Below are 21,469 nucleotides of genomic sequence, written 5' to 3'. Positions count from 1 at the left end.
GCGCGCCGGGCTTGTACGGCGCGTGCCGCGCCGGGGGGGGCCCCGCGAGGTGTGGCGGGGGCCCACAGCCGTCTTCGCTTCTGCGGTAGTCACCCGCCGGCGAGGATCTTCAACCGGGTTTTGGTGAGGAAATCCGGTACAGATTCCCTTGAATCACATTCCTATTGAGGTCCAAAGGGGTAAGGGTTGAGGTTCCTTGACGATGATGGTCAATTCGGTTTGTTGGTAAGCCCTCTTCCTGGGCATCGCATGTTCCGTTTCCAGCTCGTCATAGACGGTCGGCTGGTTGGTGATCGGGAAGGCTGTATCCTCGGATCGGTAATGACGCAGCTCAAGAATCGCCGTCACATCGACGATGAAAGACTCGATCTGCTGCATGAAAATCCAACCGAATTCATGGAACTGTTCGCTGTCGATGAGTTTCTCCACGACTCGACTATAATGTCGAGTGTCGAGTCGCTGGATCAGTGGACGGTGCACAGCTATGTGCGCGCAGGACGGTTTGTCGTCGCTGCGCAAGAAGTTGTGGCGCAGAAAGTTAACCCAATTCTTATTGCAGATATTTCTGAAGCAGAATTCGACACTATAGTTGACGCTGCTCGAAGCTATTGGCTGAAGTCTCAATGATATAGGATGGGCTCTGTGCCGGTTCTGGCGGAGTGAGCGGCCCGAGGAGGAGTTGGCCTTCGACACGATGTGCTCGTGGATCTATGAGGATGCTCTTCCGATTACCTCAGCCTACTATGAGCGACTTGTTTCCGCCGCTCAAGAGGTGGGGAGTCCGAAATCGACAGATAGGCTCGATGAACTCATCGATGGTTAGAGTGTTTCTCGCGTGATGGTTGGGCGCATCTCTGATCATGGATGTGGTGGAGAACAGCCTGGCTCTTCGGCTGGTCTCTGACGATCTGTGGGAGTTGGTGGAGCCGCTGCTGCCCAGGTTCGAGACTGCCACCAGGGCGGCGGACCGCGTCGGTCGAGGACCGGCCGCTGTTCACCGCGGTGGTCTATGTGCTGACTGCGGGGTGTGCCTGGCGGCATCTGCCGGCAGAGTCCGGGGTGTCGGTCCCGACGGCGCACCGCCGGTTCCATGCCTGTACCCAGGCGGGGTCTGGTCGCGGCTGCATCAGAAGGTCCTGGACGTGCACGGCGGAGGGTGGCGCCGGCAGCCTTGGTTAGCCCAGATCTTTCGTGCCTCGGCCAGGTGTGATCGCGGGCTGACCTCCGACCCTTGTTGATGTTGAGTTGGTGCGCCACGAGCGCAGGAAGGTGGGGCCAATGTAGGTGAGCCTTACTTGACTGCGGTGCTGTGTGGGAGATGAGGGAGTTGTGGCCCCTCGGAACCGCCCGACGGGTGGGAGGTTCCAAGCCACCCCGAGCTGCCTTAGCTGACGACTGTGGTGGTGAGCGTCGGGGAAAAGGCGCGCCTGGAGCGCGTCAGGCAGGGAACGGGAAGACGAGCGCAAGCGAATCGCCGATGACGTGTCGAAAAGATCAGAGATGGCATCAAAACCGGGGCAGGCAACTCAGCCCCGGGATGAGTCTGGCGGGTGTCCCGTCTTCTGGCCAGATGGTGCCCGCCATAAAGGCGACGTGAGTCCGTTCTGCCGCTCTCATGCGGAACGTGGGAAGGCGTGTGTCGATAGCTCCGTCCGCGCAGGGTGGCGGGTGGGGAGAGGGAGCGCGTCGTACAGCGGAAACTGGAGGCGCTGAGTACCGATGCGGCACACGCCGGCGGACCGGCTCGTAGTAGCGATGAAGCCTCGGTAATGGGGGTGGAGCGAAGGGGCCGGCTTGTCCATGGTGGATTCGTTCGGGCAACCAGCGAGGCTGGGAGGGATCGAGTGGAGACATCGAGGTCTACAGAGAAGCCGTTCAAAATTTCCAGGGACCTGGTCTGGGCAGCGTACCAGAAAGTCAAGGCCAACAAAGGCGCACCGGGAGTGGACGAGCAGTCTGTTGCGATGTTCGAGAAGGACCTGAAGAACAATCTGTACCGGGTCTGGAACAGGATGTCGTCGGGTAGCTACTTCTCGCCTCCGGTGAGGGCGGTGGAGATACCGAAGGCGCATGGTGGAGGGGTTCGTTTGCTCGGTGTGCCGACCGTGGCCGACCGGGTCGCCCAGACCGTGGTGGCGATGATGCTGGAGCCGCGCCTGGAAGAGATCTTCCAGGACGGCTCCTACGGCTACCGCAGAGGGCGGTCCGCGCTGGACGCGGTGGCGGCGTGCCGGGAGCGCTGCTGGAAGCGGGACTGGGTCGTCGATCTGGACATCCAGGACTTCTTCGGAAGCTGCCCACACGACCTGATCATCAAGGCGGTGGAGGCCAACACCGACCAGCCGTGGGTGGTGCTCTACGTACGCCGGTGGCTGTCTGCGCCGGTGCAGTACCCCGACGGCTCGCTCGTGACGCCGGACCGCGGAACCCCCGCGGGGTCCGCGGTGTCGCCCGTGCTTGCTAACGCGTTTCTGCACTACGCGCTCGACCTCTGGCTGGCCCGGGAGTTCCCGGGCGTGCCCTACGAGCGTTACGTGGACGACGCGGTGGTGCACTGCGTGACGCGGCGTCAGGCCGAGCAGGTGCGCGCGGCGATCGGTCGGAGGCTGGAGGAGGTCGGGCTGCGCCTGCACCCGGCCAAGACCAGAGTGGTGTACTGCAAGGACAACAGGAGGCGCGGCATGCACGAGCACACCGCGTTCACGTTCCTCGGGTATACCTTCCGTCCCCGCAGGCAGCGGAACAAGAAAGAGGGGCGCAACTTCACCTCGTTCGACGCCGCGATCAGTGGGGACGCGCTGAAGGCTAAGAGTCGGGAGATCCGCTCCTGGCGGATCCACTGTCGCACCGGCGGGACCCTGGACGACCTCGCGAACATGATGAACCCGATCGTGCGGGGTTGGATGAACTACTGGGGCCGGTTTAACCGGTACGAGATGTTCAGTCTGCTCAGGCGCATCAACGCCTACCTGATGAAATGGGCCCAGAAGAAGTACAAGCGGCTGCGCGGCTACAAACGCGTCAAGGCGTGGTGGAAGACGGTCGTGGAAAGAGATCGTGGACTGTTCGCGCACTGGGCGTGGGAGAGAAGCGCCTGGATGGCTGGATGAGAAGAGCCCCGTGACGGGAGACTGTCATGCGGGGATCTGCGGGAGCCGGGGGCTGAGATGCCCCCGGCGACCCGACTGCTGCCCGGTCGAGGTGGGCCGTGGCGGTGTGCCCGCTGTCGCTCGGGTGGGCGCCCGGTCCACGTCCGGGGTGGGTTTCCGTTCTGGTCGGCGGGGTGGGAGGTCGGTGGCCCGGGTTATCCCGGGGCGGGCAGAGCGCGCAGTGTGTTGATCGCCTGGACGGCCAGCGGGGCCCAGGGGTGATCGGCGCCCAGGTGCAGCACGGTCTGCCGGGCGTGCCGGGCCAGCCGTCCTGCCAGCCAGAACAATCGGTGGCGTAGGCGTTTCGGCTCCCACCGGCGCGCCGGGTGGTCGGCGAGGGCGAGCATCTGGGTCCAGGCGATCAGGTCACAGGCGAGCGCGACGAGGGCGCACCAGATCTGGTTCTGGGCGAAGTCGTGCAGCGGCAGGTTGGTCAGGCCGGTGTCCTTCGCGCCGCGGATGCGGTCCTCGCAGCGGGCGCGGCGGCGGTGGCGTAGTTCCAGGTCGGCGAGCTGGCCGCGGGGCGTGTTCGTCGCGAACGCGGTGATCCGGTTGCCGTCAACGTCGGTGATCCGCAGCTGGGCGCCGGGGTGCGGTCGTTCCTTGCGGGCGATGACCCGCATCCCCGGCGGCCAGCCGGTCAGGTCCATCAGACCGGTCAGTTCGGCGACGAACGCGCCGGGGCGGGGCAGGCGGTCGGCGTCGTAGGCCGGCGTCCACGCCGCCGCGGGGAGCCTGCCGATCAGCTGGGTGGCGTTGTCGGGCAGGGTGAACCCGACCGAGTAGCCCACCCGGCGCCGGTGCAGCCACTGAACGAAGGCGTGGGTGCCGCCGGCCGAGTCGGCGCGGACGAGCACCGATCGTGACCTGTGCAGCCGTCGCGGCAGCTGGCCGAGCGCGGAGGTCGCGACCGCGATGTGGTCAGCCGCCGTGTTCGACCCGGCATTACCCGCCCGCAGCAACACGGCCGCCGGCTCCCCGGCGCCGGTAGCGCCGTGGTCGATGAACGCCCACAACGGGTGGAAGCCATATCCCTTCTTGAACGTCGGCCGGGCCTGTTCCTTCTCCGAATGGGCCGTGACCAGGGTGGCGTCCAGGTCCACGACCAGCGGGTCATCCGCCGACACCGCGTGGTCGGGCGCGTGGCGACCCGCGAACGACCACACCCGGCCACGCGCGACCGCTCTCGCCCGGCCGATCGCCGCGAGCACCCGGTCCACTTCGAGGGCGAGGCGGTCGACCGTCCGTGACACCGTCGGGTCCGAGGCCACCAGCCCGAACAGTTCCGGCTCGGCGCGCAGCAGCGCGATGTCCGCGAGGCAGTCACCGCCCAGCGCCAGCGACACCGCCAGATCCGTGAGCACCTTCGCCGGGTCATGCGTCGCCAACGGCGACCGCCACCCCGCAAGCTCGTCCGACAGCACCCGGCCCAGCCCACTGACCCGGACCGTCTCGGTCAGCAGCACCCCACCCGCCGCCGACACGACACCCCGCCCGGCCGCGTCCACACGGACAGACGGGTAGACACCGGTACTCTGCACCATGAAGGTGCTCCTTGGTGACGGATGGTTCAGGCCCTCGACAAGCCCGATCCTCCCAGCTCAGGAGCACTTTCCCATTTCCGACACACCCACCAGACGATCACCGGCGTGAAAGCCCCGGGTTAACGCGGGTCATTCCGGCGGGAGTCACAGGACACCAGGCCGCGTCCCCGTCGGGGCAGACCGGTCGCTGTAGTGTCCCGACAACATCACGCTTCACGACGCATCCTGCGGCGTTGATGCTCCAGGCAGCGCCGGGAATGGCGCGGAGAGGACGCAAGGTGGCGGATCTCGACGACACGGTCTCGATGGCGGACGCCACGAGCGACGAAGCGACCGAAGGCGGCGCCGTGCGCGCGGTGCCGGCGCAGCCGGCGCTGACCGTCACGTTCGGCCTCGACGCCGCCGGCCGGTGGAAGGTCGCCGTCGACGGCCCGCCGGCCGACGACGGCGACCGGCGGGCCGAGCACGGGCTCGACCTGGCCGGCTACCCGACGGACGACCCCGACGGCGCCGTCCGGCTCCGCCAGGACCTGCGCGGCGCCTACCCGGACGCCGAGGTCCGCTGGCTGCCCGGCGTCATGGACAGCCTCGACGAGCTGCGCGCCACCGCCCTGCGGCTGATGGAGACCGCGGCCGCCGACCGGCTCGCCGCCCTGGAGGCCGCCGAGAAGGCCGCCCGCTCCCGCGACGCTGCGGTCGCCGCCGCCCGGGCCGCCGGCATCACCCCCACCGAGATCGCCCGCGAGACCGGCTGGGCCCGCAGCTCGCTGTAGGAAATCCGTCGAGCTGCCGGGGGAGCCCCTGGCGACAGCTGCGGGCCTGGGCATGGTCAACCTCCACGGTCACCGCTTACCGCCGCGGACGGCCCCGCACCAGCACATCCGCAGGGCACCGGTCGCCCCCATCGGCCTCACTGTCGGGCCCCGTGCCACCACCTGCCAGTTAGCTCCGCAGGGTCGCAACGCCCGGTTCACCGGAAGGTCCGACTGAACCAACTGGGCGACGCCACGCCACTTTCCCGAGGGTGAACGTGACGGGGGGCAGGTGGGGAGGCCGACCAGTCCGCGACCAGGCGCACCGTCCGCGGCGGCCGGGGGAGGCGGACGCTCACGCTGTCAGCCCCGTACGCGTCGCCCTCGCCGCGCGTGACCTCGCGGCCGTCGACGTCGAACCGGTAGCGCACGCTGCTGAACGGGCACCCCTTCACCTCGCCGAGGCGTGGTACGGCCACCAACCGGTCCAACGGCTCGTCGACGAGCTGGACGGCGAAGGTCGTGTCGATATGAGGCCGCTCGGGACCGACCATGTAATAGCCGCGGCCAAGTACATCGGTTTTCATCTCGTCGCCGACGGCCGGCGCGGCAACGAGGTGGTCGAACCGGCTGGCGAAAGCGCCAATAGCGCAACAAAACAGAACAAGGACCGCAACTCCTGCCAAGATTGGCAACGTATCCGCGCTGCCGAGTGCCTTCCAGACGTCCTGGCCGCGGCGTCGGCCGGAGCTTGGTGCGGGCTTGCCGCTCCTGACCGGTGTCGGTTCTGGAGGCAGGGCTACGACAAAGTCGTGAGCGGCGTGTCGGCTGGCGTCGTGGGCCGGTAGCGGCTATGGCCGCCGGGTGTATCGGCCCGCGACGACCGCCGGGTATCTGATCAGCTTCCGCCGGTCGGCCGCGGGATCGCCGGGCTGGGCCTGCTACCTGGTCTTGTGTGACTCCGCGCGCGATGGTGGCGGGGTCGCCGTCGTCGGGCCGGCCCCGGGAACGGGCGGACGCGGCGCCCACAGGATGATCGAGGTTCCTACGCCATGATCATCCGAGAGTGGGGCCGCGTCCGTGCCTTCAGTGTCGCCTACCCGGGTTCCCGCCGGTCAGCGGTCCCGGCTGTCGGGCCGTGCCGTCGAGCGGGCCGCAGGGCTGCTCGACGCGCTGGGCGCGGTGCCCGACCGGCGCAGGGCGCGGGGTCGCCGGTACGGGCTGGCGTCGGTGCTGGCGTTGTGGTTCGCGGGTGTTCTGGCTGGTCAGCAGACCTTCACCGCGGTCTGGGAATGGGCGGTCGAGCTGCCGGCGGACCTGCTCGCCGGGTTCGGGCTCACGCGTCGGGTCCCGTCGGAGCGGACGATCCGGCGCCTGGTCGAGGACTGCGACCCGGCCGCGCTGGATGAGGCGTTGTCGGGCTGGATCGCCCGGGCCGCGGCGGTGGCGGACCCGCCGGCTGGGCCGCGAGGGCTGGCCTTCGACGGCAAGACCCTCAAGGGCGCCAGGTCGTTCACTGAGACGGGCACGATGATCCAGGAGGCGGTGGTCGAGGCGGTCTGGCACGACACCGGCGTCGCCGCCGGTCACCAGTGGGTGGCCGGTGGTGACGAGATCGCCGCGGTCGAGGCGCTGGCCGGCCGGCTCGACCTGACCGGCGTGCTGGTGACCACGGACTCGCTGCACGCCCACGAGCGCCTGGCCCGCAAGATCCGTGCCAGGGGCGGCCACTGGCTGCTGGTGATCAAGCAGAACCAGCCCACCGTCCACGCCAACCTCACCAGGCTGCCCTGGGGGCAGGCGCCGAACCTGGTCACGACGGTCGAGAAGGCCCACGGCCGGATCGAGGTCCGCTCGCTGAAGGCACTGACCGTCACCACGCCGAAACTCGTCGGCTTCTGGGGCACGAAACAGGTCGTCGAGCTGCGCCGACGCACCCGGCACAAGAAGACCGTCACGTCGAAACCGGCCCTGTCCGAGGAGGTGTTCTACCTGGTCACCAGCCTGCCCGCCGAACAGGCCCACCCCCGGGACCTGGCGGCACGAGCACGCGGGCGCTGGACGGTCGAAGCCGTCCACCACGTCCGCGACCGCGTCCTCGACGAGGACCGCCACACCGTCCGCACCGGCAACGCCCCACTCGCCTGGGCCATCGCCCGCGACACCGCCATCAGCGCGCTACGCCTCACAGGACACAGAAGCATCGCCAAAGCCATGCGAGCCACCGCCCGCCGGCCCGAACGCGTCCTCCAGATCATCGATCTGATCAGCGAAAACGGACTTTGACGGCACCCTGGTTCTGGAGGGGAGGGCGTGACCGGCGGCGACGGGGCGTCCGCGCGGGCAGGCTCCTCGGCCCGCAGTCGGTGCGCGGCGTCGACGAGCTTTGCCATCTGCTCGGCGTGACGGACCGGGACAGACCCTGAGGCCCACGGGCGCCGTTCCGATCATGAGCGCGGCGTAGCCTCCCACGGTTTGTCCCGGTCTCCCGGCCGACGGTCGGGTGGTGCGGACTATGCGAGTTCCCCATTCTCGGGCCGATCGTCCCAGGTGATCAGCAAAAGTCGACCCGCGGCGTTCTGTACACATGTCAGCACCGGTGCCTGAGCCCTGCCTGTGGAGCCCGTCACCCGCACGATTCCTACTCCACCTGCCTGGTCAGGACTGGCGTCGCCGCGACGGTCGATGCGTCCGTCGTCGGTGATATTCCAGCTGATCAGCAGAAGATTCCCATTGTTTGCGCGCACGGCGGAGAGCACGCCGGACGGCCGTGCAGTAAGCCCGTTGGCGTGCACACGTCCAGCCTGATCGCCACTGTCGTGCTCCTTGCGGACAGCGGCCCCGCCCGGTGAGACCGAGAGGGTGATCAGCTTTAGGGTGCCTCTCGGCGTCCGGTAGGATACTACGAGCAGACCGGTCGCCAAGTGGACGGCCGCCTCGACCAGGTCTCCTAATCCCAGCGGCGCACTGGTGCCGCGCCGAGATACTCGACCGTCGTCAGTCACATCCCAGACGATGACCAGAATCTGCCCTTCGGAAGTTCGAACCGCAGCGCCGATGAGGTGCGCAGAATCCGTTCGCGGAAGGTCGACGAAGGAGATCTCCGAGACGGCTTCTGCTCGGGTACCGTCGGCGTCGATCCTGCTGAATGAGCCGTCGCCGCGCAGCATCCAGGTGATCAGTAGGAGATTTCCGTTCTCCGCCCGGCAGGCGGTGACGAACAAAGTATCACTGAGGGCGATGATTCGGATCAGCTCTGCGTCGCTGGCATTGTCCCCGGCGGACATTGGGGAATTTCGAATCAGCTGGTCGCCCTGGACGGACCAGGAAATCAGCTTCAGCCCGCGCGAGCTCGTGCGGCAGACCGTGACGTACCTACCGCCACCACCTGCTATGGCGATCTCGCTTGCCGCGCCAGCCAGGTTCGCGGAGTCGGCGACGCGGGCGACGGCGCCCCTACTTCCAATCTGCCACAGAATGAGCAAGAGGTGGCCTTGCTCGGATTTCACCGCAGTGATTACCTGAGACCTGCCCGGGTCGGCGGCGACAGCGATCTCAGCGGCGCCGCGCGCGGCGCCGGACCCACTGTCACTCCGGCGCACGACGCCGACATGCGGATAGATCTCCGCGATGCCTCTCAGGTCCGCAGGCGTGAAGCTGGCAGACCCGTCCAACGTGACACCGGGATCCCGCGACTCAAGGGTGGGCATGTTGTCCACAGAAAATGTTCGGGCGCCATAGTGCATGATAGAATGCACATCATAGTCGGTCAGGTTAACCGAGTCCGCCACCAATCGAAAGTTTTTTTCCTTCCCGGGCCTGGCGTTCTCCTCGAAGACCCTCACGAACTCGTCGCGATCGCTACGCTGATGTTCGTGGAGCAGGCCGACCGCATGGCCGATCTCATGGATTATCTGCGGCACCCCACAGCCTGGGCTAAGGGTTATCAACCGCTCGCCGCCGTTGAATCCCCGCCCCGATTGGCACTCCTGACCATGCCTAAAGGCCAGATATCCACTCTGTCTCGAGCGCTGGACGAACCTCAGGTTAGTCCGACGTTCCCAGTGTTCCCTTATCGCCTGTATGATCCTTGCAGGGTTATCGAAATTTGGGTCGATTACGAATGGAATCACTGGACCGGGCCACGCCCGGTCCGCTGGGCCCTGCGCGCTCATGATAGATCCTTTCCCCGGTGTCGGATCCTTGCGTATCGGTTCGGGGCGGCGGTGGGAACCTAGGCCATCGTGAAGTCGAGGCGTGCCTGGTGTTCTCGCTGCACAGCAAGATTGGCTCGTCGGTCGACGATGCCGACGGACCAGGCCGGGCGTAGTTCTCGGCAGCTGCAGGGGATGCGCTGACCAATAGTCGCCGGCCCAGACGCGGATCCGAACAGCTCCGGCCTGGGCACGGCATTGTTTCTCGCGTTGGCGCACCGCAACCATGAGCTCGCCGTCGGAGGCCGCCGGTGCTCACGACCCCGGATCCGGCGGCGCCGGATCCGGGGCAGGTGGAACGGGTGGACTCGCCGACGGCCGGTTCTGCAGGACTAGGACCAGCCCCGTGACAGCGGCAACGGTGGAGGGCACAGCGCCGATCAATGCTGCGGTGATCACAGACCAGTCGACCGACGTCGGACCGGAACACCCATCAGGCGGGCAGGGCGCTGCTGTGAGGCCGGCGTCGTCCGAGTACGGCGTCATGACCGTGACGACGGTGATGACCGCAAGGGCAACTAGCACCGAGGTGATAATCAAGGCGATGCCCCACCTCCGCAGCCGTTTTCGTGCGTGCTGCGTTGCCCCCCGTAACCGCATGACCGCGGTTATACAACATCGACTCTCCCAAGTCGCTCCCGTGTCGTGCAGCCGTCGAATCACGACGCCCCGGGTGGCCGCGGGCAGCGGCCGACGCCGCACCAGCGTGGGGGCGCTCCCGTAACCGGCGACGTGTCAGGCCTTTGGCCTGATGACCGTTTGACAGACACGAGTCGTCGGCGCTGGTCAACATCAACGGTATGGACGGGGACGGCGAACCGCCGACGGGCGTGCGCGTCGCCGGTGTCGACATCGATGGCGAGCGAGACCGTCAGACACGTCGGCGGGCGCTGTGGCTGGCAGCGCTCGGGGTCGCACTCGGTCTGGCGTTCGCTGTGTCTGCCCCGTGGTGGATCGGGCTGCTCCTGGCCGCGATGTCGTCGACGGCGCCTCGCCCTTCCCGCCGCCGGCGACGGGGTCATAAGACATGTCGAGTGAGCTGCGGCTGGCCAGCAGGCGGACAAGACCGCGTGCTCGACCCGGACATCATCCGCGGACGTCGGTGCGCTGGTGGTGGCGTGCTTGGGAAGTCCTACTTGCCATCGGCGGGCCTGCGTACGTGACCGGCGTCGAACGTCGAGTACGACGACGTGGGGGCCATTCCTGGAGGGCTTCTGAGCACCTGGCCTGCCCCTATGAGGGGCGCGGGCGGGGTCGTGTTCCCCCCGTTCGAGGGCGGCGTCCTGTCTGTGACCGGCCTCGGTAACTGGCAGGGTTCCGGCCGCGCTTTCTGGCAGGGGGCCGGATCGCCGTGCGCGGCCGGCTGGTAGCGGTACAACCCTGCCCATGACCGACAACGGGGGAGCGGCGCGGCGTTCCGGCCGGCGCTGGCTGTGGATCATCGCTGGGCTCGCCGGCGCCGGCGCGGTCGCCGCGGTCGTCGCCATCTGGCATCTGCCCGACCGGATGTACCCGGGCGGTTCCGACGGCGCGGCTCAGGCCCGGGCGGCGCTGCAGGGCGGGCTGCTCACAGCGGCCGCGGCACTGACGGCGGTGGCGGGCGCGCTGATCGCGCTGGACGAGACCCGCCAGGCCAACGCCGAGGTCAAGGCAGCGAACGCCGAGACCAAGCGGTCCAACGAGGCCGCCGACCTCCGCGAGCGGTCGGCGAACGCGAACACCCACGTCCGTGAGTTCTACGTCGCCGCGATCGGCCTGCTCAGCTCGGACACCGTCGACGGGCGTCTCGGTGGCCTGTACGCGCTCGAGCGCCTCGCCAACGACTCCCCAGACGACCAGCGCACCGTCGTCGAGGTCCTCTCCGCGTTCGTCCGCGAGCACGCCCGCCCCCCATCCCCGGTCCGAGCGCCGCCCGCGCCCACGACGCCGACAACCGATGTCCAGGCCGCACTGACCATCCTGGGACGCCTGCCCGCCCGTGAGAACGTCCCCCGCGCCGACCTGACCCGCGTCCACCTCGCCGGCGCCCGGCTGGGCGGGGCGAACCTGACCGGCGCCCGGCTGGGCGGGGCGAACCTGACCGGCGCCTCGCTGGACGGGGCGGACCTGACCGGCGCCTCGCTGGGCGGGGCGGACCTGACCGGCGCCTCGCTGGGCGGGGCGAACCTGACCGACGCCGGGCTGGGCGGGGCGAACCTGACCGGCGCCTGGCTGCGCGGGGCGAACCTGACCGACGTCTGGCTGGTCGCGGCGAACCTGACCGAGGTGCGAGGTCTGTCGCAGGGGCAGGTGGACGTGACGTTCGGGAACGGGGGGACGCAGCTGCCGGGTGGGGTCACGCGGCCGTCGTCGTGGCGCTGACGGGCGCCGCGCGGCTCCGGCGTTCTGTGTGACCGGCCCCGGTAGTTGGCGGGGTTCCGGCCGCGCTTTCTGGCAGGGATCGCGCCATCGGGTCGGCTGGCCGCAGCTCGACGATCAGCCGGGCAACCGAGTAAGGCCGCGATCCCTGCCATCGAGCGCGGCCGGTCACAGGAAACGGGGCCGCGACAGCCCCGTCAGCTCGCCGCCGGCAGCCACGACGGCGGCCGCACCAGCCCCGCCGGCAGCCGCGTCCGCGCCCCACCGCGCGGCGCGGTCGCCGATGTCGGTCTGCAGCCTTTCCCGGAAGTGCATGACCAACGCCGGCGGTGGCACGTCGGTCATGGTCAGGTCGCGCAGATGCAGCTCGTCGCGGACCTCGTCGAGACGGTCCTGGGCGATCCGCACAGTCCGGTCGGATGAACTGCTGCCGCGTCTGGATGACGTAGAAGCCCAGGTCCGAGGCCATGTTGAACGTCGTGTGGTGAGTCCGACGGCAGACTGCTATGTCGTCCCGGTCGCGCCAGGCGTCTGGCGCAGTTCTGACGTCGGCGGTGCAAGACGCCGGGCGGCCCGACATCCTGGAGTTCGTGGGAGACGGGGAGTTCGTCGGGCGGGGCAGCTTGCTGGGGCGGTTCGGGCAGGTGCTCGAACGTGCCCGGTCGGGGCATCCTCAGGTGGTCGTTGTCGAGGGGCCGGCTGGGATCGGCAAGACCGCGCTGGTGGGGCGTTTCCTCGACGGCGCGGACGTCGGCTGTGTGCTGCGCGCCAGCGGCGACGAGGACGAGACCGGTCTCGAGTACGGCGTGTTCGAACAGCTGCGTGCCGGCGGCGAGGGTCGCGGGCCGGCTGTCGAGGGTGGTGCTGGCCAGGTGGCGGGGCTTGCTGGTGGCGGGGTGTTCGTTGACCCGTTGACGGCGGGTGCGGCGCTGCTCGACCGTCTCGGCGAGCTGCAACGGTCCGGGGTGGTCGCCGTCGTCGTCGACGATGCCCAGTGGGCCGACCTGCTGTCGTTGCGGGCGCTGGCGTTCGCGCTGCGCCGGCTGCGGGTGGACCGGGTGCTGGCGATCCTGGTGGTGCGTGAGGCCGCCGACCCGCGGTTGCCGGCCGGACTGCGCCGCCTGGTCACCTTCGGGACCGTCGAGCGGGTGCGTCTCGCCGGTCTCGACGCCGGTGAGCTGCGTGACCTCGGCCGGCGTCTGGGCGTCGGGTCGCTGTCGGCGCACGGCGCGGCGCGGCTGCATGCCCACACCGAGGGCAACCCGCTTCATGCTCGGGCGCTGCTCGAGCAGCTCCCGCTGACGGCGTTCGACGAGGCCGTCGCCCCGCTGCCGGCGCCCCGCCCGTTCGCGATGCTGGTCCTGGCGAAGCTCGCCGCCTGCCCGCCCGACGTCGAGGGCCTGGTCGCGGCCGCGAGCGTGCTGGGCATGCATACCCAGGTGCGTCTCGCCGGCGCCGTGGCGGGGCTCGACGAGCCGTTGCCGGCGCTCGACCAGGCGGTCGCCGCCGGCCTTCTCGAGGAGGGGCTCAACGGGCGGGACGTGACGTTTCCGCACCCGCTGGTGCAGGCGGCCGTCTACCGCCAGCTCGGCCCGGCGCGCCGCGTCGAACTGCACCTGCGGGCCGCGCAACATCTCGCGCAGGACGCGCCCGCCGTCGCGTTGCGCCACCGGGCGCGCGCCGCCACCGGGCCGGATGCCGCGCTGTCCGACGAACTTGCCCGGCATGGCCGGGCCAACGCCGGCCGTGGTGGCTGGGTGAGTGCCGCGGAGCAGCTCGACGCGGCGGCCCGCCTCGCCCCGCACAGCGCCGACCGGGAGCGTTTCGCGCTCGAGGCGGTCGAGTGTCAGCTGCTCGCCGGGGAGGTCGCGGACCCGGCCCGGCTGGTGGCCCGGGTGCGGGCGTTCGCGCCGACGGCGTGGCGTAGCTATGTGCTGGCCCGTCTCGCGCTCAACGCCGGCGAGTTCGGCGAGTGCGAGGCGCTGCTGCGAGACGCCTGGCAGCGCTGTGACCAGGAGGCGCAGCCCGCGCTGGGGGCCCGCGTCGCCGGTCACCTCGCGGCGCTCTACGGCAACGAGATGCGCGGCGACGAGCAGACCCGGTGGGCCGACATCGCGCTGCGGCTGGCTCCCGACCAGACCGCAACCGACATGATCCGCTACCTGCGCCACAGCGGTGCCGGCCCCATCCGCCGGTCGGCTGCCGACGACGCCGCCCTCGACCTGCTGCCCGAGCCGGCCCTGGCGACACCGGGCGAGCTCGAGGACCTGCTCGGGCGGGGCATGCGGCACCTGCACCGCGACGAGCTGGACTTGGCGCTGCGAGACTTCGGCGGGGTGCGGGCGGTCAGCCACGGACGTTCGGCCACGTTCCGGTGGATCGTCGCCTACCACCTCGGGACCGCCGAGTTCCGCGCGGGCCGCTGGGACGACGCCGCGGGCCGCGGCGAGCTGGCGCTGTCCATCGCGGCGGACGCGGACGAGGAAGTTCTGGCGCTGGCCTGCCGGCACCTCGCGACGCTGGTGCCGGCCAACCGTGGCGACTGGCAGGCCGCCGAGGACCACCTACGGGTCCTCGAGGCCGCCGCCGTCGGCGACAATGTCCTGCCCGTCGTGCACACCGCGTTCTCGCGGGCGCAGCTTGCCCGGGCCCGCGGCGAGTACCGCGCGGCGGCGAGCGTGCTCGAGCCGCTGGCGCGCCCGCGCTTTCGCCACGTGGTGGAAAACCCGGCCGTCGCCTGGCTGATCGCGCCTGTCGTCGACTTCTTCGAGCTGACCGGCGAGTTCGGGCCGTTCGCGGACGTGCTGGCGGCTCTCGAACAGTCCGGTGCCGACAACGGCAGCCACACCGCGTTGTCGGTGGTCCAGACCGCGCACGCCGCCGTCGCCGTGGCCAAAGGCGACGAGGCCACAGCCCGCGGGCACTTCGAGGCGGCACTGGCCCACGCCGCCCGGGTGGACGCGCCGTTCGAGCTCGCCCTGGTGCGCTACGGCCATGGCAGGTTCCTGCGGCGGCGCGGCCGGCGCGCGCTGGCCGGGGCGCAGCTGTCGCCCGCCCGGGACACCTTCGCCCACCTGGGGGCCCGGCCCTTCCTCGAACGGTGCGAACGGGAGCTGGCCGCCTGCGGACTCGCTCCCGGCCGGGAACCCGGCCGGGAGGCGGCCGTCCTGACGTCGCAGGAGGCCGTCGTGGCCCGGCTGGTCGCGACCGGCCTGACGAACCGCCAGGTGGCCCGGGAACTCGTCGTCAGCGTCAAGACGGTGGAATACCACCTGGGGAACGTCTTCACGAAGCTCGACGTCAGTTCCCGGACCCAACTGGCTGCCCGCCTACGCTCGTGACGCGTCAGGCCGTGACGATGAAGTGCTGGCTGATCGCCGACGAGTAGTCGTGGTGCACGCCCGCGTTCATCTTGAACGACGCGAGAACCTCCAGGACGTCGCCCTCCGTCGCGATCCAGCCCCCGGGGATGTTCCTGTGGAGCCGGTCGCGCCACGGGGCGTGGATCGGCGTGAGAAGGACGTTGACGTAGTCGGCCGCCAGCATCGTCGACGTGCTCAGGTTGCGGACCTTAACCCACAGGTCGTAGCTGCCGGCGAAGCCCATGAGTTCCTCGCCGACCTCGACGTCGGCGATCACGTCGAACGCGCCGCCGACGCTGACGGTGTCGGCCTCGAAGTCCGTACCCAGATCGACCGGGTGCAGCAGCTTGATAGTGGCGTCCCATCCGGACATGGTTCCTCCTCTGTCGGGTCGCCACGGTCGGCGACCGGCAGGGACAGAATTGCGCCACGCGGTGCCCGGTCGCCTCGGGAAGATCCCCAGACCGTGCCCCGGCCCGCCCCCGGGAATCCCCAGTCCCGCACGGTGCCCGACAGGCAGCACGGCATCGGATCGACCCGCGGCGCCTCCAAGCGCGTACCTGCTCGGAGGCTGGTCCCCGACGGTCGGCAGAGCCGGCCACCTGGTCAGCCCACCGCCACGAACCCCAGCCCTGCGGGTGGACCTGCGTTCCTTCCTCCTGAGGTATATCGAGGACATGGCCCGCGCCCTGGTGGACTACCAGCTGCGCGGCAGCCCCTCGTCGACCTCGACGAGGTCAGCCAGGTCGAGCGCGGCGAGCTCGGAGCGGCAGCCCATCATCGCCACCCCGAGCACGAGCAGCATCCGGTCGCGCAGGCCGAGCGGCCGTCAGGCGCAGCCGCATCCCGTCAGCATGGCGCCGAGCCTGTCGGCTACTGGACATTGCGTACTCGATGACGGATGTCTGATCATCGAGCGGCCAGCCAAACCAGTTACACGCCGTCTTCTGTATCTTCCCGACCCTTTAGGGGGGGCCGGGCGCCCCGGTGCCCTAGGGGCTGGAGCCTTCGCCACTCCAGCCCAGATGGGGGCCGGGGCGCCCGGACCCTGGGTCGGAGAGAGAGGAGGCGAAATGGCGAATCACTGGAGTCGGCTGGCACGCGGTCTCACGGCTGACCAAGTACGACTGGTCAGGCTGGTGATCTGGATCGTCGTGGTCATCGTGACCATGTCGATCCAGCACCACATGTAGATCGCCGAGACGGGCGGTGAGGCACTGCACCCCCCTGCAGCGAAGCGTCGCCCGTCTCCGTCACCTCTCTGGACCGCGCCTACCGGCGCCGCCTGGCCGAGCGCCCTGTGCCGTCGGGGCCCGCCCCCCGCCACGATCGACGAAGGCCGACTGCCACGCGTTGTCCGGCCCGCCGAGGAGGACAGGATAAGGCGCCTTACCCTGTCCTTTCGAGGAGAGTAGATCTCCATGAGATGGCCGGCGTTGAGCAGAAGCATCTGCGCTGGTGTGGGGCGTCACAGACGCCCCACCAGCTACTTGGCTCCAGCGTTGCCGTTGCCGCGCCCGCGTGTGAGCAGACCGACCGCCGCGCTGATTGTGGCACCGGTGATCTTTTCGTCATGCCTGTCGCCGAACTTCCCGACAGTCTGACCGGCCTTCCCCGCCGTTTCCTCAAGGAGCTCGGAGGCTCCCTTCGCGAAGCCATCGCCATCGATGGCGCTGAATACACCGGCCAGCACAGAGGTCGGCAGCAGCACGACGGCGGCCCCCACGGTGGTCGAGCAGCCCAAGGTCTTACCCCAGAAGGTTTTGCCCCAGTAGTCCATGCCCATCGAGGAAGTTTTCCCCTTTTCGAGTTTAGAATTTTTTCTAAGGCGCCAACTAGGCCAACCCATATTTTCCCTAGCTGGAGTCCTTTATCCTTAACTTTCCTTAAAATGGTGGCGCCGGTAGGTCGGGTGCGGGCGCGGCGACCTGCTACTTCGGCCGGCTGACGCTGGGCCCTGGCCTTTCGGCCCCTGCTGTGCCCGGCACCTCTATGGTGATCTTGTCTGACCGGTGATCGTTTGGTCGTTCCACATCCAAGGAAGTGGAACGGCCGTCCGGCGGCCGTGCCACGACCACCCAGGCAGGCCTCCAGTCGTTCCGGAAATCGTTCCACAACATCTGTTCCGGAAGCGTAGTACGGAGACGACTTCCGGTACGATCATCGCGTGCCTGCCGCCCAGACGCACCCACCCGCCGGGCTCGACCTCGGCTACGCCCGGGTCTCGACGACCAAGCAGAGCCTCGAGCGCCAACTTGACGCCCTGGCCGCCGCCGGCATCCCGGACGCGCGGATCTTCACCGACAAGAAGACCGGCGCCACGGTCGACCGCGAGGGCTTGGCCGCGCTGCTGACGTACGCCCGGTCCGGCGACACGATCGTCGTACACACCCTCGACCGGCTCGGCCGCAACCTGCGCGAGGTCCTCAATCTCGTCCACGACCTTGGCGAGAAAGGCGTCGGCGTGCGCTCCCTGGCCGACCCGCTGCCGATCAACACCACCGACGAGGGCATGGGCCGCATCGCCTTCCTCCTGCTCGCGCTGTTCGCCGAGATGGAGCGCACCTTCACCGCCGAACGCGCCGCGAACGCCCGCGCGGTCGCCGAGGCCAAAGGCCGCCATGTCGGCCGACCCATCGCCCACCCCGCCGACAAGATCGAATATGCCCGGCTCCTCAAGGCCAACGGCGAGAGCCTCGGCGCGATCGCCACCAAGACCGGCATCCCGAAGACCTCGCTGCACCGCTACCTGGCAGACGTCGAACCCGTCACGGCGCGGGCGCAGTAATGACGCTGGCCCTAGCCCTCGCAGTGCTGGGGGCGCTGTAACCAAGCCCGTGTCCTCGACTCGGTGGGGGGTATGCCCCGGTCACCCTATGCGGTCGCCGGGTCGTAGACCTTCGCGGTACCGCGGCGGATCACGAACAAGTCCGGCTGGTCAGGCCCGGCTGCTTCTGACATCCGCTCGATCTCGGCAAGAAGATCATCGGGCCAACGGGTCGAGGAGCGGGACCAGCGGACGCCTTCGAGACGAAGGCTAGTGAGGTCGACGTGGCGTAGGTCCGCGTGAGTGAAGTCATCACGGATCCGGTGAAGTTCCGTAAGGCAGCGCCCGGCGATCCGAGCAGCGTCCGGACCGCCGGTCGCCCAGAAGTCGCTCATAGTGACCTCGCTAAGGGCGGCAGCCAAGTCCGATTCGAGACTTACCAAAAGAGTACGAACGAGGGCGAGGGCGACGACGCGCGCCCGGGCACGAGCGCGGGCTCGAGCACGGGCGAGCTCGTGGGCGAGGTCGCGAGCGAGATCGCGAGCGCGGGCGAGGTCGTGGACACCCTCTCGAGCGAGGACACCTCCAAGGTCGCGGGCGAGGTCGCGAGCGCGGGTGAGGTCGCGAGCGAGGGCACCCTCGAGATCGCGGGCGAGTGAGCCCTCAAGGTCGCGGGCAAGATCGCGAGCGCGGGCGAGGTCGCCGGTGAGGTCGCGGGCGAGGGCACCTTCGATAGCGAGGGCGCGCGCGAAGTCTTGGTCAAGGGCACCCTCAAGAGCGCGGGCACGGGCGAGATCGACCGCGCCGACGGTGTTGTCGAGATCGAAATCGAAATCGAGGCCGACCGCGCTGTCCGTCAAGGCGGCGAAGGCTCCGGTGAGGGCACCGAATGCCTGGTTGCCGCGCAGCCGCAGGCGAGCCTCGGCGGGCAGGGCGAGCAGGGCCGCAATGGGTGCGAGATCGGGGTCGCCGGGGTCAGTTTCCAAGGTGACATGGAGGACCGGGGGCGAGTGGCCGCCGTCAGTCGCATCGGTGGGCTCCGGGATGGACGTGAGGAGGATGGCGTCCAGCCCGGCGTCGAGCTCGAGCCGGTCCTCCAGGTCCGCAACCAGGGCAGCGTGCGCGGTGGACAGCATCGCGTCGCGTAGCCCGGCGTCGAGGTCGAGGCGGCCTTCCAGGTCCGTCACCAGGGCGGCGTGCGCGGTGGAGAGCCAGTCCACGTCGTCGTGATCGGGGCCGACGGATTCGGTGGTCATCGGGGGTCGGCCTCCTTCCGCAGGCGGACGAGGGTGGCACGGGCTTTGTAGAGCGAGGCGCGGACCGCCTCGGCGCTCAGGCCCAGCTCCGCGGATATCTCTGCCGGGGTAAAGCCATCGAACGTCCAGGCCATGACCTGGCGCTGGCGCATCGGCAACTGAGCGAACAGCGCGACAACCTCGTGGGTGTCGACGAGGGCATCGATCCCGGTCGAACCGGGTGGGGTCGGCACGGAGGCGGCCGGGTCATCGACAGGATCCTCACGAAGGGTGGCCAACCGGCGGCCATAGGCGCGACTCGCGACCGTGCGAGCCCACGCCTTCGGCGTGGTGAGGTCGTCCCACCGCCGGAAGACCTCGGTCATGGTGTCCTGGGCGATCTCCACCGCGTCAGCCGGCTGGGCACCAAGCCACATTAGGAAGGCCACCAGCCTCGGCATGTCCTCCCGGTAGAACCCGCTGAACGCGGCGACGACGCGGCTGTCCGCTGGCACCGGAGACCGGCGCTGCGGGGCGAGGGGGGCAGGTGCCACCGGTTCGGGCCGGTCAGCTCGCTCGGTCATCGGACCGGCCGCTCGCCTCAGACGTCCTGCTCGTACGGGGTGAGCACAGTGCGGGCACCGTCCTCACCCCGTTCGAAGACCAGCCGTCCGCCCTGGGGCAGCCGCTCGACGAGCATCAGCATGAGCTCGCGGTCCTTTCGGTCACGCCGGGCCCGGGCATGCAGCCGCAGGCACACGGCCGCCAGCGCGCACACCGGCCCGGCCAGCGTCGCCCAAGCCGCCACCGCTGCCACGTCCATATCGTCCACCCTCTTGTGTCCCACGTCGGAAGCCTCACTACGAGGCCTTCACCGACATAGAGGCGGGGTGGGCACGGTTCCGTGAACCGACTCAGCCATCATTCTTTGTGGATCACCTGAGATTCGGGATCCATGATCAGATATCGCGCGTCAGGATGTGATCATGCGCGTCAGCGCGACCAGCGTGGTTCTCACGCACCGTTACGACGCCCGCCGGCGCGCCAGCCGGTACGATGATCTCGGCTTCACGGAAATCTCCTGGTTTGCCCGGTGTGTGTCAGGCTGGGGGAGAGTGAGGATCGGTCGTTCCTCCCAGTTCCCCCGGCTCGGCTCGGCGGGGTCCGCGACCGGCTACCTGCGACGAACCGCTGCTTCCCCCCGAATCAGCGCCTCGCGCCGGGCCGGGACGTGCACGGGGCGCGGGTGTGGAGACACGGTGTACGTCAACCCCGTCCTCGGTCAGGTCCTTCTCGTCGCGCTGTGCGCGGCCATCTCGGTCGTCGTCGGCCTGGTCGCCGGCATTCTGACGTCCCTGACCGGAGAGACCGTGCCCGCCGCGATCCTCGCTGGCGGCGCAGCAGCCGCCGGCACGCTCGCGCTCGGCCTGGCCGTCGCGACGTTCATCAGGGGGGCATAGCGACGGCGGACCGCCTACTCCCGTGCAGGCCTCGCGCTGCCGGCGGGGTCCGGCTGGGCGGTGATGTGCCGGTGGGCGGTCATCCGGCCGCGCCCGACGGTGGCCGCGACGGTGTCCAGCGGGATGTCCCGGGCCCGGGCCGCGCGGGCCAGCTCCCACATCGTCTCTTCCGCCGTGTCGACGGCCTGGGCGGCGGCGGCCAGCTCGGCGAGCAACGCCCGGTCGTCGTCGTCGGGGGTCCAGGCGGGTCGGGGCATGGGGGCAGCGTAGCCGATTTCCGTACCAGAACGGGATGACAACCCGATCCGATTGCCGTACCGTTCTGGTACAGAAACCCGCTACCGAAAGGGGCCCTTATGGCCAAGAAGCTGCCACCCTCCGTGCGTCTGTTCCGCGCTCGTTGCCGCCCTGGTCACGGGCATCCTCGCTCGTGCCGACGGGACCAGCCTGCCGGGCGCCGTACTGCGCGGTGGTGCCGCGTTCGCCGGCGCGCTGGGCCTGGCGCTCGCCGTGCTCGCGGCGCTGGGCGCGCTGTAGCCCGCCACCCGGTCGGGGAGGCATTCGAGGGCAAGCGGACCCGCCCCGCAGCCGCCCCTGGCGGCGTGGCGCGGAAGCCGCGCGGCAGCAC

At 69.4% G+C, this 21,469-nt stretch carries 20 protein-coding genes; 10 read left to right on the top strand and 10 right to left on the bottom strand.

Translation table 11 applies throughout. The annotated features are described in order from the left end of the window. The first annotated feature begins 186 nt into the window (after positions 1-186). The 4 genes from QOZ89_RS30185 (at position 187) to ltrA (ending at position 3,110) form a co-directional block, all read left to right on the top strand. Complete coding sequence (locus tag QOZ89_RS30185) at positions 187-627, top strand: hypothetical protein (RefSeq protein ID WP_312626946.1); 441 nt, start codon at positions 187-189, stop codon at positions 625-627. Positions 628-679: 52 nt separating this feature from the next. Next, entirely contained in the window at positions 680-823 is a 144-nt protein-coding gene (locus QOZ89_RS47685; RefSeq protein ID WP_397428866.1) for a MafI family immunity protein, read from the top strand. Positions 824-864: 41 nt separating this feature from the next. After that, positions 865-1,179, top strand: coding sequence for a transposase (locus tag QOZ89_RS47680; protein ID WP_397428865.1), 315 nt, complete (start codon positions 865-867; stop codon positions 1,177-1,179). Positions 1,180-1,844: 665 nt separating this feature from the next. Further along, positions 1,845-3,110: a group II intron reverse transcriptase/maturase gene (ltrA, locus tag QOZ89_RS30180; RefSeq protein ID WP_312626948.1), complete on the top strand. Its 1,266-nt coding sequence runs from the start codon at positions 1,845-1,847 to the stop codon at positions 3,108-3,110. A gap of 194 nt (positions 3,111-3,304) precedes the next feature. On the opposite strand, the gene QOZ89_RS30175 is transcribed toward ltrA, so the two are convergent. Beyond that, complete coding sequence (locus tag QOZ89_RS30175; protein WP_312626944.1) at positions 3,305-4,693, bottom strand: IS1380 family transposase; 1,389 nt, start codon at positions 4,691-4,693, stop codon at positions 3,305-3,307. A 278-nt stretch (positions 4,694-4,971) separates the two neighbouring features. Between QOZ89_RS30175 and QOZ89_RS30170 the strand changes: the two genes are divergently transcribed. After that, complete coding sequence (locus tag QOZ89_RS30170) at positions 4,972-5,466, top strand: hypothetical protein (RefSeq protein ID WP_312626942.1); 495 nt, start codon at positions 4,972-4,974, stop codon at positions 5,464-5,466. A gap of 197 nt (positions 5,467-5,663) precedes the next feature. On the opposite strand, the gene QOZ89_RS30165 is transcribed toward QOZ89_RS30170, so the two are convergent. Next, positions 5,664-6,032, bottom strand: a complete 369-nt coding sequence (locus QOZ89_RS30165; RefSeq protein ID WP_312626940.1) for a hypothetical protein — start codon at positions 6,030-6,032, stop codon at positions 5,664-5,666. Positions 6,033-6,534: 502 nt separating this feature from the next. Here QOZ89_RS30165 and QOZ89_RS30160 point away from each other — a divergent pair. Continuing rightward, the gene (locus tag QOZ89_RS30160; protein WP_312626938.1) at positions 6,535-7,731 is read left to right on the top strand and encodes an ISAs1 family transposase; all 1,197 of its coding nucleotides are present in this window, start codon (positions 6,535-6,537) and stop codon (positions 7,729-7,731) included. 227 nt (positions 7,732-7,958) lie between these two features. Here QOZ89_RS30160 and QOZ89_RS30155 read toward each other — a convergent pair whose 3' ends face one another. Further along, positions 7,959-9,620: a M12 family metallopeptidase gene (locus tag QOZ89_RS30155; RefSeq protein ID WP_312626936.1), complete on the bottom strand. Its 1,662-nt coding sequence runs from the start codon at positions 9,618-9,620 to the stop codon at positions 7,959-7,961. A gap of 1,425 nt (positions 9,621-11,045) precedes the next feature. Between QOZ89_RS30155 and QOZ89_RS30150 the strand changes: the two genes are divergently transcribed. Continuing rightward, the gene (locus QOZ89_RS30150) at positions 11,046-12,020 is read left to right on the top strand and encodes a pentapeptide repeat-containing protein (RefSeq protein WP_312626934.1); all 975 of its coding nucleotides are present in this window, start codon (positions 11,046-11,048) and stop codon (positions 12,018-12,020) included. A gap of 165 nt (positions 12,021-12,185) precedes the next feature. Here QOZ89_RS30150 and QOZ89_RS30145 read toward each other — a convergent pair whose 3' ends face one another. Continuing rightward, positions 12,186-12,425 carry a hypothetical protein gene (locus QOZ89_RS30145; RefSeq protein ID WP_312626932.1) on the bottom strand — a complete coding sequence of 80 codons (240 nt, stop codon included), beginning with the start codon at positions 12,423-12,425 and terminating at the stop codon, positions 12,186-12,188. A 146-nt stretch (positions 12,426-12,571) separates the two neighbouring features. Here QOZ89_RS30145 and QOZ89_RS30140 point away from each other — a divergent pair, with 146 nt between their 5' ends. Beyond that, positions 12,572-15,358 (top strand): helix-turn-helix transcriptional regulator, encoded by a 2,787-nt coding sequence (locus QOZ89_RS30140; protein ID WP_312626930.1) that lies wholly within the window; start codon positions 12,572-12,574, stop codon positions 15,356-15,358. Between the two features lie 4 nt (positions 15,359-15,362). Here QOZ89_RS30140 and QOZ89_RS30135 read toward each other — a convergent pair whose 3' ends face one another. Together QOZ89_RS30135 and QOZ89_RS30130 are read right to left on the bottom strand one after the other, a co-directional pair. Next, positions 15,363-15,752, bottom strand: coding sequence for a hypothetical protein (locus QOZ89_RS30135; RefSeq protein ID WP_312626928.1), 390 nt, complete (start codon positions 15,750-15,752; stop codon positions 15,363-15,365). Between the two features lie 1,113 nt (positions 15,753-16,865). Beyond that, positions 16,866-17,165, bottom strand: a complete 300-nt coding sequence (locus QOZ89_RS30130; protein WP_312626926.1) for a hypothetical protein — start codon at positions 17,163-17,165, stop codon at positions 16,866-16,868. A 381-nt stretch (positions 17,166-17,546) separates the two neighbouring features. On the opposite strand from QOZ89_RS30130, the gene QOZ89_RS30125 reads away from it, so the two are divergent. Continuing rightward, entirely contained in the window at positions 17,547-18,167 is a 621-nt protein-coding gene (locus tag QOZ89_RS30125) for a recombinase family protein (RefSeq protein WP_312626924.1), read from the top strand. Positions 18,168-18,253: 86 nt separating this feature from the next. On the opposite strand, the gene QOZ89_RS30120 is transcribed toward QOZ89_RS30125, so the two are convergent. The 3 genes from QOZ89_RS30120 to QOZ89_RS30110 are packed head-to-tail and all read right to left on the bottom strand — an operon-like array spanning position 18,254 to position 20,204. Beyond that, complete coding sequence (locus QOZ89_RS30120) at positions 18,254-19,402, bottom strand: hypothetical protein (protein WP_312626922.1); 1,149 nt, start codon at positions 19,400-19,402, stop codon at positions 18,254-18,256. Then, positions 19,399-19,965 (bottom strand): sigma-70 family RNA polymerase sigma factor, encoded by a 567-nt coding sequence (locus tag QOZ89_RS30115; RefSeq protein ID WP_312626920.1) that lies wholly within the window; start codon positions 19,963-19,965, stop codon positions 19,399-19,401. Before QOZ89_RS30115 ends, QOZ89_RS30120 begins: the two co-directional genes overlap by 4 nt. 17 nt (positions 19,966-19,982) lie before the next feature. Beyond that, entirely contained in the window at positions 19,983-20,204 is a 222-nt protein-coding gene (locus tag QOZ89_RS30110; RefSeq protein ID WP_312626918.1) for a hypothetical protein, read from the bottom strand. 436 nt (positions 20,205-20,640) lie between these two features. On the opposite strand from QOZ89_RS30110, the gene QOZ89_RS30105 reads away from it, so the two are divergent. Continuing rightward, positions 20,641-20,841 carry a hypothetical protein gene (locus QOZ89_RS30105; protein ID WP_312626916.1) on the top strand — a complete coding sequence of 67 codons (201 nt, stop codon included), beginning with the start codon at positions 20,641-20,643 and terminating at the stop codon, positions 20,839-20,841. A gap of 14 nt (positions 20,842-20,855) precedes the next feature. Here QOZ89_RS30105 and QOZ89_RS30100 read toward each other — a convergent pair whose 3' ends face one another. After that, positions 20,856-21,098 carry a hypothetical protein gene (locus tag QOZ89_RS30100; protein ID WP_312626914.1) on the bottom strand — a complete coding sequence of 81 codons (243 nt, stop codon included), beginning with the start codon at positions 21,096-21,098 and terminating at the stop codon, positions 20,856-20,858. Positions 21,099-21,469: the final 371 nt, after the last annotated feature.

This window comes from Pseudofrankia coriaricola (assembly GCF_032027725.1).
Classification (GTDB): Bacteria; Actinomycetota; Actinomycetes; order Frankiales; family Frankiaceae; genus Pseudofrankia.
Note: the sequence above shows the minus strand (reverse complement) of the source record. Positions and strands in the feature narration are given on the sequence as shown.